The organism is Ensifer sp. (genome assembly GCF_035999135.1).
Classification (GTDB): Bacteria; Pseudomonadota; Alphaproteobacteria; order Rhizobiales; family Rhizobiaceae; genus Ensifer.
Genome location: NZ_DASYGZ010000072.1, coordinates 1 through 14,864, shown reverse-complemented (window position 1 = coordinate 14,864; position 14,864 = coordinate 1). Strand labels below are relative to the sequence as shown.

General features: G+C 62.9%; 12 protein-coding genes. 6 read left to right on the top strand and 6 right to left on the bottom strand.

Annotation, left to right across the window (positions count from 1 at the left end; genetic code table 11):
* Positions 1–292: 292 nt before the first annotated feature.
* From VGO12_RS08310 to VGO12_RS08290, 5 genes are all read right to left on the bottom strand, one after another.
* Positions 293–1,678: a virulence factor family protein gene (locus VGO12_RS08310; protein ID WP_327512255.1), complete on the bottom strand. Its 1,386-nt coding sequence runs from the start codon at positions 1,676–1,678 to the stop codon at positions 293–295.
* Positions 1,675–4,284, bottom strand: coding sequence for a bifunctional lysylphosphatidylglycerol flippase/synthetase MprF (gene mprF / locus VGO12_RS08305; protein ID WP_327512254.1), 2,610 nt, complete (start codon positions 4,282–4,284; stop codon positions 1,675–1,677). Before mprF ends, VGO12_RS08310 begins: the two co-directional genes overlap by 4 nt.
* A 103-nt stretch (positions 4,285–4,387) precedes the next feature.
* Positions 4,388–4,984, bottom strand: a complete 597-nt coding sequence (locus VGO12_RS08300; protein ID WP_327512253.1) for an NUDIX domain-containing protein — start codon at positions 4,982–4,984, stop codon at positions 4,388–4,390.
* Positions 4,985–5,027: 43 nt separating this feature from the next.
* The gene (locus VGO12_RS08295) at positions 5,028–5,921 is read right to left on the bottom strand and encodes a cation diffusion facilitator family transporter (RefSeq protein WP_327512252.1); all 894 of its coding nucleotides are present in this window, start codon (positions 5,919–5,921) and stop codon (positions 5,028–5,030) included.
* A 32-nt stretch (positions 5,922–5,953) separates the two neighbouring features.
* Positions 5,954–8,089, bottom strand: coding sequence for a molybdopterin oxidoreductase family protein (locus VGO12_RS08290; RefSeq protein ID WP_327512251.1), 2,136 nt, complete (start codon positions 8,087–8,089; stop codon positions 5,954–5,956).
* Between the two features lie 69 nt (positions 8,090–8,158).
* Here VGO12_RS08290 and VGO12_RS08285 point away from each other — a divergent pair, with 69 nt between their 5' ends.
* Genes VGO12_RS08285 through VGO12_RS08270 form a run of 4 tightly spaced genes read left to right on the top strand, consistent with a single transcriptional unit; the run spans position 8,159 to position 10,861 of the window.
* Positions 8,159–9,028 (top strand): 23S rRNA (adenine(2030)-N(6))-methyltransferase RlmJ, encoded by an 870-nt coding sequence (locus VGO12_RS08285; RefSeq protein ID WP_327512250.1) that lies wholly within the window; start codon positions 8,159–8,161, stop codon positions 9,026–9,028.
* A gap of 51 nt (positions 9,029–9,079) precedes the next feature.
* On the top strand, positions 9,080–9,520 hold the full coding sequence (locus VGO12_RS08280; RefSeq protein ID WP_327512249.1) for a hypothetical protein: 441 nt from the start codon (positions 9,080–9,082) through the stop codon (positions 9,518–9,520).
* 2 nt (positions 9,521–9,522) lie between these two features.
* Positions 9,523–10,242, top strand: coding sequence for a ribonuclease T2 family protein (locus VGO12_RS08275; protein WP_327512248.1), 720 nt, complete (start codon positions 9,523–9,525; stop codon positions 10,240–10,242).
* Positions 10,243–10,270: 28 nt separating this feature from the next.
* The gene (locus VGO12_RS08270; RefSeq protein ID WP_327512247.1) at positions 10,271–10,861 is read left to right on the top strand and encodes a glutathione S-transferase; all 591 of its coding nucleotides are present in this window, start codon (positions 10,271–10,273) and stop codon (positions 10,859–10,861) included.
* Positions 10,862–10,921: 60 nt separating this feature from the next.
* Here the strand turns inward: VGO12_RS08270 and VGO12_RS08265 are convergent, their stop codons facing one another.
* Positions 10,922–11,560, bottom strand: a complete 639-nt coding sequence (locus VGO12_RS08265; RefSeq protein ID WP_327512246.1) for an outer membrane protein — start codon at positions 11,558–11,560, stop codon at positions 10,922–10,924.
* 368 nt (positions 11,561–11,928) lie between these two features.
* Between VGO12_RS08265 and VGO12_RS08260 the strand changes: the two genes are divergently transcribed.
* Together VGO12_RS08260 and uvrC are read left to right on the top strand one after the other, a co-directional pair.
* Positions 11,929–12,693: an SDR family oxidoreductase gene (locus VGO12_RS08260; RefSeq protein ID WP_327512245.1), complete on the top strand. Its 765-nt coding sequence runs from the start codon at positions 11,929–11,931 to the stop codon at positions 12,691–12,693.
* A complete protein-coding gene (gene uvrC, locus VGO12_RS08255; protein WP_327512244.1) occupies positions 12,690–14,714 on the top strand; it encodes an excinuclease ABC subunit UvrC in 2,025 nt (674 codons plus the stop codon). Before VGO12_RS08260 ends, uvrC begins: the two co-directional genes overlap by 4 nt.
* Positions 14,715–14,864: the final 150 nt, after the last annotated feature.

Genomic DNA, 14,864 nt, shown 5'->3' with positions numbered 1-14,864 from the left:
GTTCAAGCACCGCGTCGCCCGTAACGGCAGCATACCCCCCTCTGCCCTGCCGGGCATCTCCCCCACAAGGGGGGAGATCGGCAAGCGGCACTCGCTCAGTACCACCAACCCTTCAGCGCATCACGAAATCGTGGCGATCCGGATTGCCTTGGGGCAAGCCGGCCTTCGTCGGCTGCTTCCGTTCAAGGACTAATCACTGGCGAAAACAATGCCCCATCCGATCTCCCCCCTTGTGGGGGAGATGCCCGGCAGGGCAGAGGGGGGTAGCCTCGCACTCTGAAACCCGCAGCTCTCACTTCACCGACGCCAGTCTCCGATCGAGCGCGTCGAGCACGCGCCGCGTCAGGGCCGGATAGTCCTCGTCGAAATGATGGCCGCCTTCAATCGCGATGACGTCGACGCCGGTGCCTTTCAGCTTCGGGCAGGCGTCATCTTCCTCGTCCGTGCCGTAGATGCATTGCACCAGCGCCGGATCGATGCGCTTGATGTCGTCGAGCGGGTCGCCGCCCTTGCCGTCGCCTTCAGCCCCCAGCCAGCCAAGCACCGAAACCTTGTAGTCGACCATGTGCGACAGTGCCATCAGCGTTACCTGGCGCACATGGGCCTTTTCGCCCGGCGGCAACAGGTTGAAGGTTCGCGGCAGAATGTCGGCGCCGAAGGAATAGCCGATCAGGAGCACGTTGCGCACGTTCCAGTGCTTGCGGTAGTAGCTCATCACCTTCGCTAGATCGTCGGCCGTCGCCTGCGGGTCGCGCTCCGACCAGAAGTAATGCAGGGAATCGAAGCCGACAACCGGAACGCCCTGTTGCTGCAACACGTCGCCGACCTCCTTGTCGATGTCGCGCCAGCCGCCGTCACCCGAATAGATCACCGCCATCGTGTCGCGCGTCGGCTTGGCCTCCAGCACTGTCAGCGGCAGCCCGAAGGGGTTGTCGGCATTGCTCTCGCTGTCGATAATGTCCGAGAGGTGGTCGCCAAGCGTCGTGTAGGCGTCGTCGTCGCTGTCTTCCTGATTGATATCCGCGTGTTTCGCAACAAGCGCCGCGACATGCGCCCGGCCATCCGCCGGCGCATCCGCCGTAAAGACGACGGAGACCCGGTCGGGCAGAGCGCCATCGGTCAGGCCGTAGACCATGCGGTCAGCCTTCCTGACCTTTTCAGCCGGCGTGCAGAGCTGCTTTGTGAGCGCAATCCCCTCCTCCGGGTCGATCGCCAACGTCTGGCCGATGGTCGCGGGTGGTGTCTGGGCGGCGATGGCGAGCGCCATCGCGCCGCCGGCGCCGACACCGGCGACCACCGGCAACTGGTAGGCGTCGGTGCCGACGGCGCGCTGCACCTGCTGGCTCAGCGATTCGATATCCGAGACCATGTAGATGCAATCGCCGTCGTCCTTGGCGAGCGATGCGAGATAGGCCTTGAGATCGATGCCGACCACAACGGTCTTGTCAGCGGTGAGCGTGTCGGCGATCGCCTGTTCCTTGTCGGTCCAGCCGGCGGCGTCCGACAAGAGAACGACGAGTGCGGCCGCCTTTTCCGTTGGCAACATGATGCGTGGCGATGGGATCATGCCCGTGTCATAGGTCTTCGCGGCGTCCTCGGCAGAAGCGGGAAGAACCGACGCCGTCAGCAGCAGGCCGACGGAGGCGAGGCATTTCCAGCGGTTCGCGATACCGATCATTTCTTCACCACTCCCTTCAGACCGCCGCCGATGAGGAATGTCGCATCCATCAGAGCGAGGATCGGATTGATGCCGCCACTGGCGACAAGATAACGCGGTTGCCATTGCGGATGAAACTTCGACTTGAAGGCGCGCAGGCCCTTGAAGTTGTAGAAGCGCTCGCCGTGTTCGAAGAAGGTGCGGCCGGCGCGATCCCAGACCGGGGCGATCTGCCGCGTCGACATGCCCGACAGCGGCGCCATGCCAAGATTGAAGGCCTGGAACCCTTCCGCCTTCAGGTATTCCATTACCTGGGCGAAGAGAAAATCCATCGCTCCCTTTGGCGCATCGGGCGAGAAGCGCATGAGATCGACAGTCCCCTCCTCCTTCGTCGCGGTCACCAGAATGTTGGCGAAGGCGACGATGCGGCCGTTGCAGGTGAGGATCGCCAGCGGTTGCTCGGCCAGATAGTCAGGGTCGAAGGCGCCGAGGGAAAAGCCTTTCTCCTTGGCATTGTGATGGGCAAGCCAGGCATCGGAAACGGCCGTCACTTCGGCCATGACGCCAGGAACATCCTCCGGCTGCACGACACGAAACTCCAGGCCGTCGCGTTGGGCGCGGCTGACCTGCTGGCGCAGGTTCGCCCATTTGCCGCCCTTCATTTCGAAGCGGCCGAGATCGACTCGCGCCAACTCACCAAGCCGAAAGGCGCGCAGGCCAGCATCGGCATAATAGGCAAGACCATCGGGAGAGACCTGATAGAAGACGGCCCTGCAGCCGGCGGCGCGCGCCTTCTCGATGAACTGCCAGATCAGTTCCGGCCAGGCCTCGATCGGTCCGACGGGATCGAAGAGCGCAATCCAGGAGCGGGCCCGCTGGCCGTACATGATGAAGGCACGCCCATCGGTGGAGAAGAGAAGGCTCTTGTCGCCCATGCGCACCAGGTTGGCGTCGGACATGTCCTGCGCCTCGACAATCGAAAGCGCCCGCTCCATCGCGTCGTCGGAAGCCGGTTCGGCAGCACCGGTTGCCGGGCGCATCAGGCTCCAGATCGCAAGCATACTTGCGCCGATCGTGACGCCCAGGAGTGCGCGCAGGCCACGTGGCGCCTCTGCGGAGAATTCGAACTGCCACCAGAGTTCATGGCTGTATTCGACATCGCGGTAGACGAAGAGCAGCACGACCAGCGCGCCAAGGCAGATGACACCGAGCGCCGTCAGCCAGGGCACCGTCAGTGCCTGGCCGAAAAGAGATGCCGGACGAACGAAAAGCCGGCGGCTGACGATGAGGCCGACGAGGAAGAAGGCCAGCATGCCCGCCTCGACGATCGCGATCGCCTTGATCAGCGAGAGCAGAAGCGCTGCGACCGCGATGACGATCGACGCCCACCAGGCGCCGTCGAGCCGCTGTGCAAGTCCGCGCGAGACGACGACCAGCGCCAGGCCGAGCAGGCTGGCGAGAAAGTGGGCGCCCTCGACGATCGGCAGCGGCAACAGGGCTTCCAGGAACGCCAGGTTTTCGTCCGGTGTCGGCGTGACGCTCGACAGGATCAGCATGATTGCAAGCACGATCCCGAGCGTTGCAAGCAGCAGCGGCGTCATGCGCCCGCCAATCCGCCGCACGCTCGAGGCGACCGGATGGCCGGAGAGCTGCTTGAGCTCGATACCGATGACGACAGCGATGGCGATGACGAGCGGCAGCACGTGATAGATCACGCGATAAAGGACGAGTGCGCCGAGGATGGTGTCGACATCGGCATTGTGACCGAGCGTCGCGATGATGATCGTCTCGAAGACGCCGAGACCCGCAGGAACGTGGCTGAGGACGCCAACCCCGACCGCCAGGGAATAGACCGCGAGGAAAGCCGGCCAGCCGATCGTTCCTTCAGGCAGAAGCACGTAGAGCACGGTGGCGGAAGCGGCAAGGTCGAGCGCCGTCACCAGGAACTGGCGCGAGACGGTGCGCGAATCCGGCAGCCGCAAGGTGAGACGCCCGAGAGTGACCTCTCGGCCGTCGCGTGCGAGATAAAAGACGGTGAACAGGCCCGCAAGGATCACCGCCGCAATCAGTCGAAGCAAATGAGGATCAAGCCCGGTCATCGGCGCGACATACTCGCCGACGGCAAGCAGGCTGAGGCAGGTCACCGTCAGCAGGCCGAGGCCGAAGGCAAGGGTCACGAAGGCGATGATGCGGGCGATGTTTTCCGGCTCGATGCCAAGGCGCGAGTAGGACCGGTAGCGGATGGCGCCGCCGCTGAGCGCGCCGAAACCGGCCGTGTTGCCGACCGCATAGGCGGAGGCGGCCGTCAGCGCCACATCCGCATAGGGCAGCTTCCGCTTGATATAGTCGAGCGCACTGACATCATAGAAGGTGAGCGCAAGGAAGCTCAGGGCGGTGAAAAACACTGCCGCTGCGACCGCCGTCCAGCTGGTATCCGCCAGGGCCTGCACGACTTCGTCGTACTGGACCTCCGACGTCAGATGGAAGATCGCAAAACCGAAGAGAGCGATCACGAGGAGTGTGCCGACCGCCGAGAGATAGCGGCGGTTGCGCTTGAGAAAGGAGATCCATCCCGCCTCCGCCTGCTGTTCGTCGTCGGTTGCAATTTCCGGTAGGGAGGATGTCATGGAGCGCCCATGTCGATGATGAGGACATCAGCGCTTTAGCTTACCCGATGCGGATCAAAAAGTGAAATATCCGTAATAAATTATAGGTTTTAAAATCAAATGCTTAGGCAAGCAGTTCCGTCCGGTTGAGCTTGGCCCACTGCAAGAGCATGATCGTCTTGGCATCGCCGATCTCGCCGCTCGCGATCATCGCAAAGGCGTCATCGAACGGAATTTCCAGGACTTCGATGTCCTCGCCCTCATGGGCAAGGCCGCCGCCATCGCCGCGTTTTTCCAGCGCGTCGATGTGGCCGACGAAGAAACTCGTTCGCTCGGTCATGGCGCCCGGGCTCATATAGGCATCAAAGAGGTGCTGCACGTCCTGAACGTGGTAACCGGTCTCCTCCAGTGCCTCGCGGCAGATCGCCTCCTCCGGCGTATCACCGTCCAGCAGCCCGGCGGCCGCTTCGATCATGTAGGCCTGGTCACCTTGCAACAGCACGGGAAGCCTCAACTGCCGCACCAGAACGACGCTTTGACGCTTGGCATCGACCAGGAGGATGGTTGCGGCACTGCCGTGATCATGGATTTCCCGCTTCAGCGTTGCGGTTCTGCCGTCGGACATTTCCTGTTCGAAGGTCACCTCTTCGAGGTGGACGAAGCCCTTCCACAAGGTGCGACGGTCTGTAATCCGGACACGTGGGTCGTGATGCGCGGTCATGCGAGGTCCTTCGTTGACAAGTGTTATCGGGCCGCTTTGGCCTTCAATGGACATGTTCGGTTGCCGCGCGGTCTTCCCGCTCCATCTGCAACGTCGTGTGATGCAGGTCAAACCGCTCGCGCAGGCGCTCTTCGATCGCCCGCCTGACCGTTTCGCCATGCACGCCATCGGCAAGCACGACGTGAGCCGTCAGGGATGGCTGGCTCTGGGTGATGGCCCACAGGTGCAAGTCATGGACCGATGCGACACCGGGAGCGCCTGATATCGCCGCCTGCACATCGGCAAGCTGCATCCCTGGCGGCACGCCTTCGAGCAGGATGTTGACGCATTCCTTGAGCAGCACGAAGGTGCGCGGGAAGACCATGAAGCCGATGCCGACGGCGAGCAGCGAATCCACCCACTGCCAGCCGGTCGCCCAGATGACCACCGCGCCGACGATGACGGCGAGCGATCCGAGCATGTCCGACCACACTTCGAGATAGGCACCCTTGACGTTGAGGCTTTCGTCCTTGTGGCTGGTCAGCAGGCGCATCGAGGCGAGATTGACGAGAAGGCCGATGACGGCGATCACCAGCATGCCGCCCGACTGGATTTCCTGCGGTTCAGACAGTCGCTTCCAGGCTTCGTAGACAATGTAGAAGGCAACGCCGAGCAGAAGCAGCGCATTGAAGGCAGCCGCCAGGATCTCGAAGCGGGCGTAGCCATAGGTGCGCAAAAGGTCGGACGGGCGGCGGCCGACGTGGATGGCGGCGAGCGCGATCGCAAGGGCTGCCGTGTCCGTCAGCATGTGCATCGCGTCGGAGATCAGCGCGAGGCTGCCGGTCAGTACGCCGCCGATCACCTCGGCCAGCATGAAGCCGCCGGTCAGCCCCAGCGAGGCCCAGAGGCGCGAGACCGGCGTGCTCTTCACATCCGCATGCTGATGGTCACCGCTCATGGAAGGCCCCGTCTGCCGTTGAACAACCTGACTTAGCGCGCCAACCTTACCCAGACCCTGTTGTCGTGGAAGGCAGCGCCGCCATAGGGAGCCACGGCATCGGCACCGGTGAGAACGTTGATGCCCTCGCCGTCGAGATGCGCGCCATTCGGCCAGAGCCCCTCGGCGATCACCACGCCGCGCCGCGCGCCGCCGCCGACTTTCACGTGCAGGCGCACCTCGCCGCGTTCGTTGCCAAGCTTTACAATATCTCCGTCGGCAATGCCGAGCGCTTCGGCGTCCTCTGCATGAACCATCACCTCCGGGCGCACTTCCTTCTGGATCGAGGACGGGGTCTCGGCAAAGGTCGAGTTGAGGAACGAGCGCGCCGGCGAGGTCGCAAGCCGGAACGGATGCGTCGCGTCGGCGACCTCGATCAGGTCGACATGATCGGGGAACTCCGGAAGGGCGGCGTGCGGCCCCTGAATGCCCATCGACTTTGGTGGTCGGTTGGCCGCCGGCGTTCCCGTCCAGTCCGGCCTGAACCGGAATTTTCCGTCCGGATGGCCGAAGCCTTTGAGATAGTGCGCGTCCTCGAAGGCCGGCTGGCAGTCGAGCCACTTCTCTTCTCTCATCGCATCGTAGCCGATGCCGTAATTGGCAAGCAGCCGGTCGATATGCTCGCGCTCGGTCAGGCCGAAGCCGGCATGATCGGCAACGCCAAGGCGCCTCGCCAGTTCCTCGATGACGAAGAGGTTGGTGCGCACCGTCGACGGTGGCTCGACCACCTTCGGGCCGATCAGGATGTGCTGGTGACCGCCGCCGCGATAAAGGTCGTCGTGTTCGAGGAACATGGTGGCCGGCAGCACGATATCGGCAACCGCTGCGGTATCGGTCATGAACTGCTCGTGCACGGCGACAAAGAGATCGTCGCGCAGGAAGCCGCGCTTCACCAGCCGCTGCTCCGGCGCCACATTCACCGGATTGGTGTTCTGGATCAGCATCGCCGTCACCGGTCCGCCATGGCGCAATGCTTCGGCGTCGCCGGTCAGCACCCGACCGACCTGCGACTGGTCGAGCATTCGTACATCCGGATCGTGGAATGCCGAGCCGATCAGTTCGCGCTTGTCGAGCTTGAAGATGTCGTTGTTGGAGTGGAAGGCGCCGCCGCCCTCGTGTTTCCACGAGCCGAGTACGGTCGCCACAGAGGCGGCCGCGTGGATCGCAACCGAGCCGTTGCGCTGGCGGGTAAAGCCGTAGCCGAGGCGGAAATAGGTTCTCTGCGTCGTGCCGACGAGCCTGGCGAAGGCCTCGATCTCCTCAACGGGAAGACCAGTGATGGCCGATGCCCATTCGGGCCCGCGCGACTGGAGATGCGCTTCGAGGCCGGCCGGATCGTCGGCAAACTCGGCCATATAGGCCCGGTCCGCATAGCCGTCGCGAAAGGCGATGTGCATCACGGCGCAGGCAAGGGCGGCGTCGGTGCCGGGTTTCAGCACCAGGCCCATATCCGCCTGTTTGACGGTCGGGTTGTCGTAGATGTCGATGACGACGATCTTGGCGCCGCGATCCTTGCGGGCCTTGACCGCATGCGTCATCACGTTGACCTGGGTCGCAACGGCATTCGTGCCCCAGATCACCACACAATCGGCCTTGGCCATCTCGCGTGGATCGGGACCGCGCAGCGCACCCGTCGCCATGGCGAACCCGGTCCAGGCCATGTTGGTGCAGATCGAGCCGAAGAAGCCGGAATAGCGTTTGGCGTGGCGCAGACGCTCGATGGAATCGCGTTGCACCTGGCCCATGGTGCCGGCGTAGAAATACGGCCAGACCGCCTCGGCGCCGTGTTTCTGCTCGGCACGCACAAACTGATCGGCGATCTCGTCGAGAGCCGCCTCCCAGCTGATTTCCTGCCAGCCGCCCTCGCCCTTGGCGCCCTTGCGGCGCTGTGGGACCATGAGACGACCCGGATGGTAGATGCGCTCGGAATAGCGCGCGACCTTGGCGCAGATCACCCCGGCGGTGTAGCTGTTGGCCGAAGCGCCGCGCACGCGACCGATGCGCCCCTCGGCGGTCAGATCGACCTCCAGCGCGCATGCGGAGGGACAGTCGTGCGGACAGACCGAATGACCGATCGATTTTTCTGTTCTGATGGGGGTCGCAACGTTCATGGCTTTTCTATATGGCATCGACATACGGGCTCAAAGAGCCAATCGGCCACCCATCGCAACAATTCATCCTAGCCATCGGCGGCGCTCATGAACTATCGGCACATCTACCATGCGGGCAATTTTGCCGACGTCCTGAAGCACGCGGTGCTGGCGCGGCTCGTCACCTATCTCCAGCAGAAGGAGAAGGCGTTTCGCGTGCTCGACACCCATGCCGGCATCGGGCTTTATGACCTCTCCAGCGAAGAGGCGCAGAAGACCGGCGAATGGCGTGACGGCATCGGCCGCTTGCTTGACGGCGAACTGCCGCCCGAGATCGCGGCCATCCTTGCACCCTATCTGTCGTCCGTCCGCAGTCTCAACAGCGGGTCCGAGCTGACGCTCTATCCCGGCTCGCCGAAGCTCGCCCGCATGCTCTTTCGCCCGCAGGACCGTCTGTCGGCGATGGAACTGCATCCGGACGACTATGAAACCCTTCACCGGCTGCTCGACAGCGATTTCCAGGCCCGCGTGACCGAACTCGACGGCTGGCTGGCGCTCGGCGCCCATCTGCCTCCGAAGGAAAAGCGCGGGCTGATCCTCGTCGATCCGCCCTTCGAGAAGGAGGGCGAGTACGAGCGCCTGGTCGACGGTCTTACGCGCGGCTACCGGCGCTTTCCTGGCGGCGTCTACTGCCTCTGGTATCCGTTGAAGCAAGGCGCGCCGATCAAGGCGTTCCATGAGGCACTGAAGGCGCTCGACATTCCGAAGATGCTCTGCGCCGAACTGTCGGTGCGCAGCGACCGGGAAACCACCGGTCTGTCGGGCTCCGGCCTCATCATCGTCAATCCGCCCTTCACGCTGAAGAGCGAACTCGACCTGCTGCTGCCCTTCCTGAAAAACCGGCTGGCACAGGACCGTTTCGCCTCCTCACGCTGCTTCTGGCTGCGCGGAGAAGAGCGGGCAACCGGAGGGGCTTGACGGACAGCCGCGACGCACCGCAATCTCCCTCAAGGATATAGGGAGACGCCCATGACTCGCACGCTCGCCGCCACGCTTCTCATCTCGCTTTCCCTCGCCGGCGCCACAGCGCCCACGGTCCAGGCCGCCGACTACATCGGCAGCGGCCAGGCGCAGTCTTATGATGCCGGGGTCTGCAGCGAAGCCTCGGTTCTCGGTTTCATTACCTCGCGCTTCGAATACCGCGACGCGAACTACCTGCACGCCAACCTGTCGATCGCCGAGATCCGCAATTCAGGGCAGAGCCGGCAGGAGCTGCGCGACGAGACACACCTCGTCGAACGCGAATATTGCCGCGCAACGGCGGTCATGACGGATGGTTACCAGCGCTCGCTGTTCTACGTCATCGAGCGCCCCTGGGGGTTTGCCGGCGTCGGGCGGAGCATCGAGTTCTGCGTCGGCGGCCTTGATCCCTGGTATGTCTACGGCGCCCACTGCGCATCGCTCCAGTAATCATGGCATCACTGCGCACAACGCGCCGGCTTCTGCCGGCGCTTTTCGTTGCCATAAGCCTTGCGGCCTGTAGCGACCAGAATACCGAGAAGAAGGCGCCTGCCGCCACGACGACCGAAGGCGCGACGGCAGCCGTTTCCGTTCCGCTCGGCAGCGGTTTCGATTTCTACGTGCTATCGCTTTCCTGGTCGCCGACCTGGTGCGGCGACAACGATCCCAAGGGCAAGTCCGACCAGTGCGAGACCGGCAGCAATCGCGGCCTGATCGTGCATGGCCTCTGGCCGCAGAACGAAAAGGGCTATCCCGATTTCTGTCCGACCCGCCAGTCCGACCGCGTGCCGTCGTCGCTCGGCCGGCAGTATCTCGACCTCATCCCGTCGATGGGGCTGATCGGCCACCAGTGGCGCAAGCACGGCACCTGCTCCGGACTCAGTCAGGAGGACTATTTCGCCGTCACGCGCGCGGCCTTCAACCGGCTCGCCCTGCCGCCAGAACTCTCCCCTGCCCGAACGCAAACCGATGCATCGGTCGCCGGCATCGAAAATGCGCTCGTTGCCAGCAACCCCGGCATGACGAAGGACGGAGTCGCGGTCACCTGCGAAGGCAACCGGCTCGAGGAAATCCGAATCTGCTTCGACAAGGCGCTGAACTTCCGGGCATGCGCGGCTGTGGATCGGCAGTCCTGCCGAAAGGACAGCGTTTCTTTGCCTCCGGCGCCCTGATCGAATTCCCACGAAAGAAAGACGTCACATGAAGATTTTGTATTCGCCCGCCTCACCCTATTCGAACAAGGTCCGCATGGCGGCACACTATGCCGGTTATGCCGCCGAAAGCGTGCTCACAGACACCGGCGCCAATCCGGCCGAACTGATCGACAACAATCCGCTCGGCAAGATCCCGACGCTGATCCTCGGTGACGGCCGGGCGCTCTACGACAGCCGCACCATCATGCATTTCATCGACCGCGAGACCAAGGGCAAGCTCTACCCGAAGAACGCCGGCAAGCGCACCGATGTCGAGCTTATCGAGGCGCTGTGCGACGGCGTCTGCGACAGCCTGCTTGCGATCGTCTACGAGAAGCGCTCGCATCCGCCGGAAAAGGTGCATCAGCCCTGGATCGACCGGCAATGGGAAAAGGTCGAGCGGAGCCTTGACCACCTGAACGACACCCTGCCCAAGACCGGTGCCAAGCTCCATGCCGGTCATTTCGCGCTTGCCGCGATGCTGCGCTACATCGAACTGCGGTTTGCCGGCGAATGGCAGAAGGGGCGCGCCAGGCTCAAGAACTGGCCGGCCAAGTTCGAGAAGCACTTCCCGGACTACCCCAAGTTCAACGCTTAAAAAATGCGCACAAAAAAGGCCGGGTCTCCCCGGCCTTTTCGTTGATCTGGCAGTCGCCGATCAGAACTTCACGCCCATACCGACCTTGACAGCGTGCTCGTCGTAACCCGACGAAACCTTGGTGCTGCCCATGCGGAAGTCCTTCGAACCGTAGTCCGTGTAACGGTACTCGACGCGTGCGGTGATGTTGTCGGTGACGAAGGTTTCAGCACCGACACCTGCGGTCCAGCCGACCATGGTGTTCTTGTCGGAAGCGCCGCCAACAGTGCCCTTGGTCTGGCCGACGGCGAGACCTGCGGTACCGTAGACGAGGACCGGGTTCAGATCGACACCGACGCGACCGCGGATCGAGCCGTTGACGCCCTGCTTCATGCGCAGGTTGCCCTTGGTCGAATCCTGGCCGGAATAGCCGATATCGGCTTCACCGCCGTATACCATCTGGCCGTCCTGGACGTTGTAACCGCCATAGAGGCCGCCGCCGAAGCCGGCTGCGGTGTTGTTGCCGGTGGCATCATGCTGGCCATGCTTCCAATCGGCGGTACCACCGACATAGGCGCCCGACCAGTTCTTGGCTGCCGGCTCGGAGTATTCGGCCTGCGGAGCAGCCGGAACTTCGTCGATCGCGTCTGCAGCCTGGGCGGCCTGGAAGGCGATGAGGGACACAGCCGAAGCCATGAGGGTGGTGGTGAGCGTACGCATAAACATTCTCCTTTTCGTCCCGATGCGCCGAGGGCTTGGGGTCCCACAGTGAAACATCGGGCTATTTCTAATTTAACCCGCCCGGTTGAGCTGAAATTGGCCAGCAAATGCGGATTCACAAGAGCCAAAATGTGAAATTTTGGTGGCACAAACGCGCCCGAAATTTGATGTTGCTTTGTCGCCACAGGATATTTGTTAACCATAAATCAAGATTAACGAAAGCTATACTATAAGAACGCAAAATAATACAATTTACGCCAGTTCCATTAATTTTTCGGCAAGGAATGGTCAGGGAGTGTTTCAGACCCGCGTTTCTTGCCTATATCTTCGACCGCTGGCTGAAAGATTCGAAAAAGCGGGATGAGACGTTGAAGAAAGCACTGAAGGCGGCCCTCGTAACCGGGGGCAGCAAGCGGATCGGCAAAGCTATAGTTGAGGACCTCGCGAACCATGGTTTCGCGGTCGCCATTCATGCCGACACCTCAATTGACGAAGCGCAGGTACTGGCCGAGGCGCTCACCAGGAGTGGAGTCCGGGCGGTTGCGATTCGCGCCGACCTCACGGACACGGCTGCGACTCAAGAGGTGATCGAACGCGCGACGGAGGCCCTTGGCCCGATCGACCTCCTCGTCAACAATGCGTCGTTGTTCAAGAAGGACAGCCTCGACGCCTTCGACGAGACCCTCTGGGATCAGCACTTTGCCTTGCACGTGAAGGCCCCCTCCCTGCTGGCGCGCGATTTTGCGGCACAATTGCCCACAGGCAACGAAGGACTGATCGTCAACGTCATCGACCAGCGCGTCTGGTCTCCCAATCCGCGCTTTTATTCCTATATGTTGTCGAAGTCGGCACTGTGGACGGCGACCCGGACGATGGCGCAAGCTTTGGCACCGCGGATCCGCGTCAACGGCATCGGCCCCGGGCCAACGCTGCCGAACGAGCGACAGGACCCCCAGGATTTTCAGGCGCAGGTTGACGCCTTGATCCTGAGGCGCGGGCCGACGCTCGACGAGTTTGGGCGGACGATCCGCTTCCTTTTCGACACGCCGTCGATTACCGGACAGATGATCGCGCTCGACGGCGGCCAGCACCTCGCCTGGGAAACGCCCGACATCAGGGAGATAGTGGAATGAACGGACGCGTGCCTGATGACGGCGGCATCCTCTATGACGGCAGCGAAGCGGAAGATGACGACGACCTGATCGAGGTGACGCAGAGCGAAAGCGCGGCGCCGGCTGTCGAATGGAACGAAAATCGCAGCGAAATGGAAGGCTTGAAGGGCGCGGAACTGATCCAGGCCTTCGTCAAGCTGCTTCCGAACGGCCCCGGCGTCTACCGCATGTTCAACGAGACAGGCGATGTGCTTTACGTCGGCAAGGCCCGCAGCCTGAAGAAGCGCGTCAGCAACTACGCGCAAGGGCGCGGCCACTCCAACCGCATCGCGCGCATGGTGCGCGAGACAGCGAACATGGAGTTCGTGACGACGCGCACCGAGATCGAGGCGCTGCTGCTCGAGGCCAACCTGATCAAGCGCTTGCGTCCGCGCTTCAACGTGCTTTTGCGCGACGACAAGTCGTTTCCCTATATCCTGGTCACCGGCGACAGCCGGGCGCCGGCGCTTTACAAGCACCGCGGCGCCCGCAGCCGCAAGGGCGATTTCTTCGGTCCGTTCGCGTCGGCCGGCGCTGTCGGCCGCACGATCAACTCGCTACAGCGCGCCTTCTTGCTTCGGACCTGCACCGACAGCGTCTTTGAAACCCGCACGCGTCCCTGTCTGCTCTACCAGATCAAACGCTGTTCGGCGCCCTGTACTGGCGAGATCAGCGATCAGGGCTATGCCGAACTGGTGCAGGAGGCCAAGGACTTCCTCTCGGGCAAGAGCCAGGCGGTGAAGGCGACGATCGCCACCGCCATGGGCGAGGCAGCCGAGAACCTCGACTTCGAACGGGCAGCACTTTATCGCGACCGCCTCGCAGCCCTCAGCCATGTCCAGAGCCACCAGGGCATCAATCCCTCCGGCGTCGAGGAAGCGGACGTCTTTGCGATCCACCACGAGGGCGGCGTCTCCTGCATCCAGGTCTTCTTCTTCCGCACCGGCCAGAACTGGGGCAACCGCGCCTATTTCCCGAAGGCCGATCCGTCGCTGCCGACGGCGGAAGTGCTGTCGCAGTTCCTTGCGCAGTTTTATGACGACAAGCCCTGTCCGCGGCAGATCCTGCTTTGCGAAGCTGTCGAGGAGCAGGAACTGCTCGGCCAGGCGCTGAGCGAAAAGTCCGGTTACAAGGTGGCGATCCAGGTGCCGCAGCGCGGCGAGAAGAAGGATCTCGTCGACCATGCGCTGGCCAATGCGCGCGAAGCCCATGGCCGCAAGCTCGCCGAAACCGCCTCGCAATCGCGGCTGCTCGAGGGTTTCGCCGAAACCTTCAAGCTGGAGCGGGCCCCACGCCGCATCGAAATCTACGACAACTCCCACATCATGGGCACCAATGCCGTTGGCGGCATGGTCGTTGCGGGACCGGAAGGCTTCGTCAAAGGCCAGTACCGCAAGTTCAACATCAAATCGACCGACATCACCCCCGGTGACGACTTCGGCATGATGCGGGAAGTCATGACGCGGCGCTTCTCCCGGCTGCTCAAGGAAGAAGGCAAGCCGGACCGGAGCGCCGAGATCAGCGAGGACAGCGCCTTCCCCGCCTGGCCGGATGTCATCCTCATCGACGGCGGCCAGGGGCAGATGACCGCGGTGCGTGCCATCCTGAACGAACTCGACGTCGAGGACTGCGTGACGGCGATCGGCGTCGCAAAGGGCGTCGACCGCGACGCCGGGCGCGAGCGCTTCTTCGCGCTCGGCCGCGACAGCTTCACCCTGCCGCCGCGCGATCCGGTGCTCTATTTCATCCAGCGGCTGCGCGACGAGGCGCACCGTTTCGCGATCGGTTCGCATCGCGCCCGCCGCAAGAAGGAGATGATCAAGAACCCGCTCGACGAGATCGCCGGCATCGGGCCGACCCGCAAGCGGGCGCTGCTGACGCATTTCGGCACCGCCAAGGCCGTGTCGCGCGCCGGCATCAACGACCTGATGGCCGTCTCGGGCATTTCCGAAACCGTGGCGCGGCTGGTTTATGAACATTTCCACGATGATGCGGCGAAATGACAACCGACCGTCACAATTCACCCGGCGTTCACATGCAATAGGGCAAATATGACAGTTGCCGACGATGACCTGTTGACCTCAGGCCAGCAAAGTCATTCTGTACCCGACGAACCAGAGAACACGAATCCATGCCCACGCCCGTCGCCTACA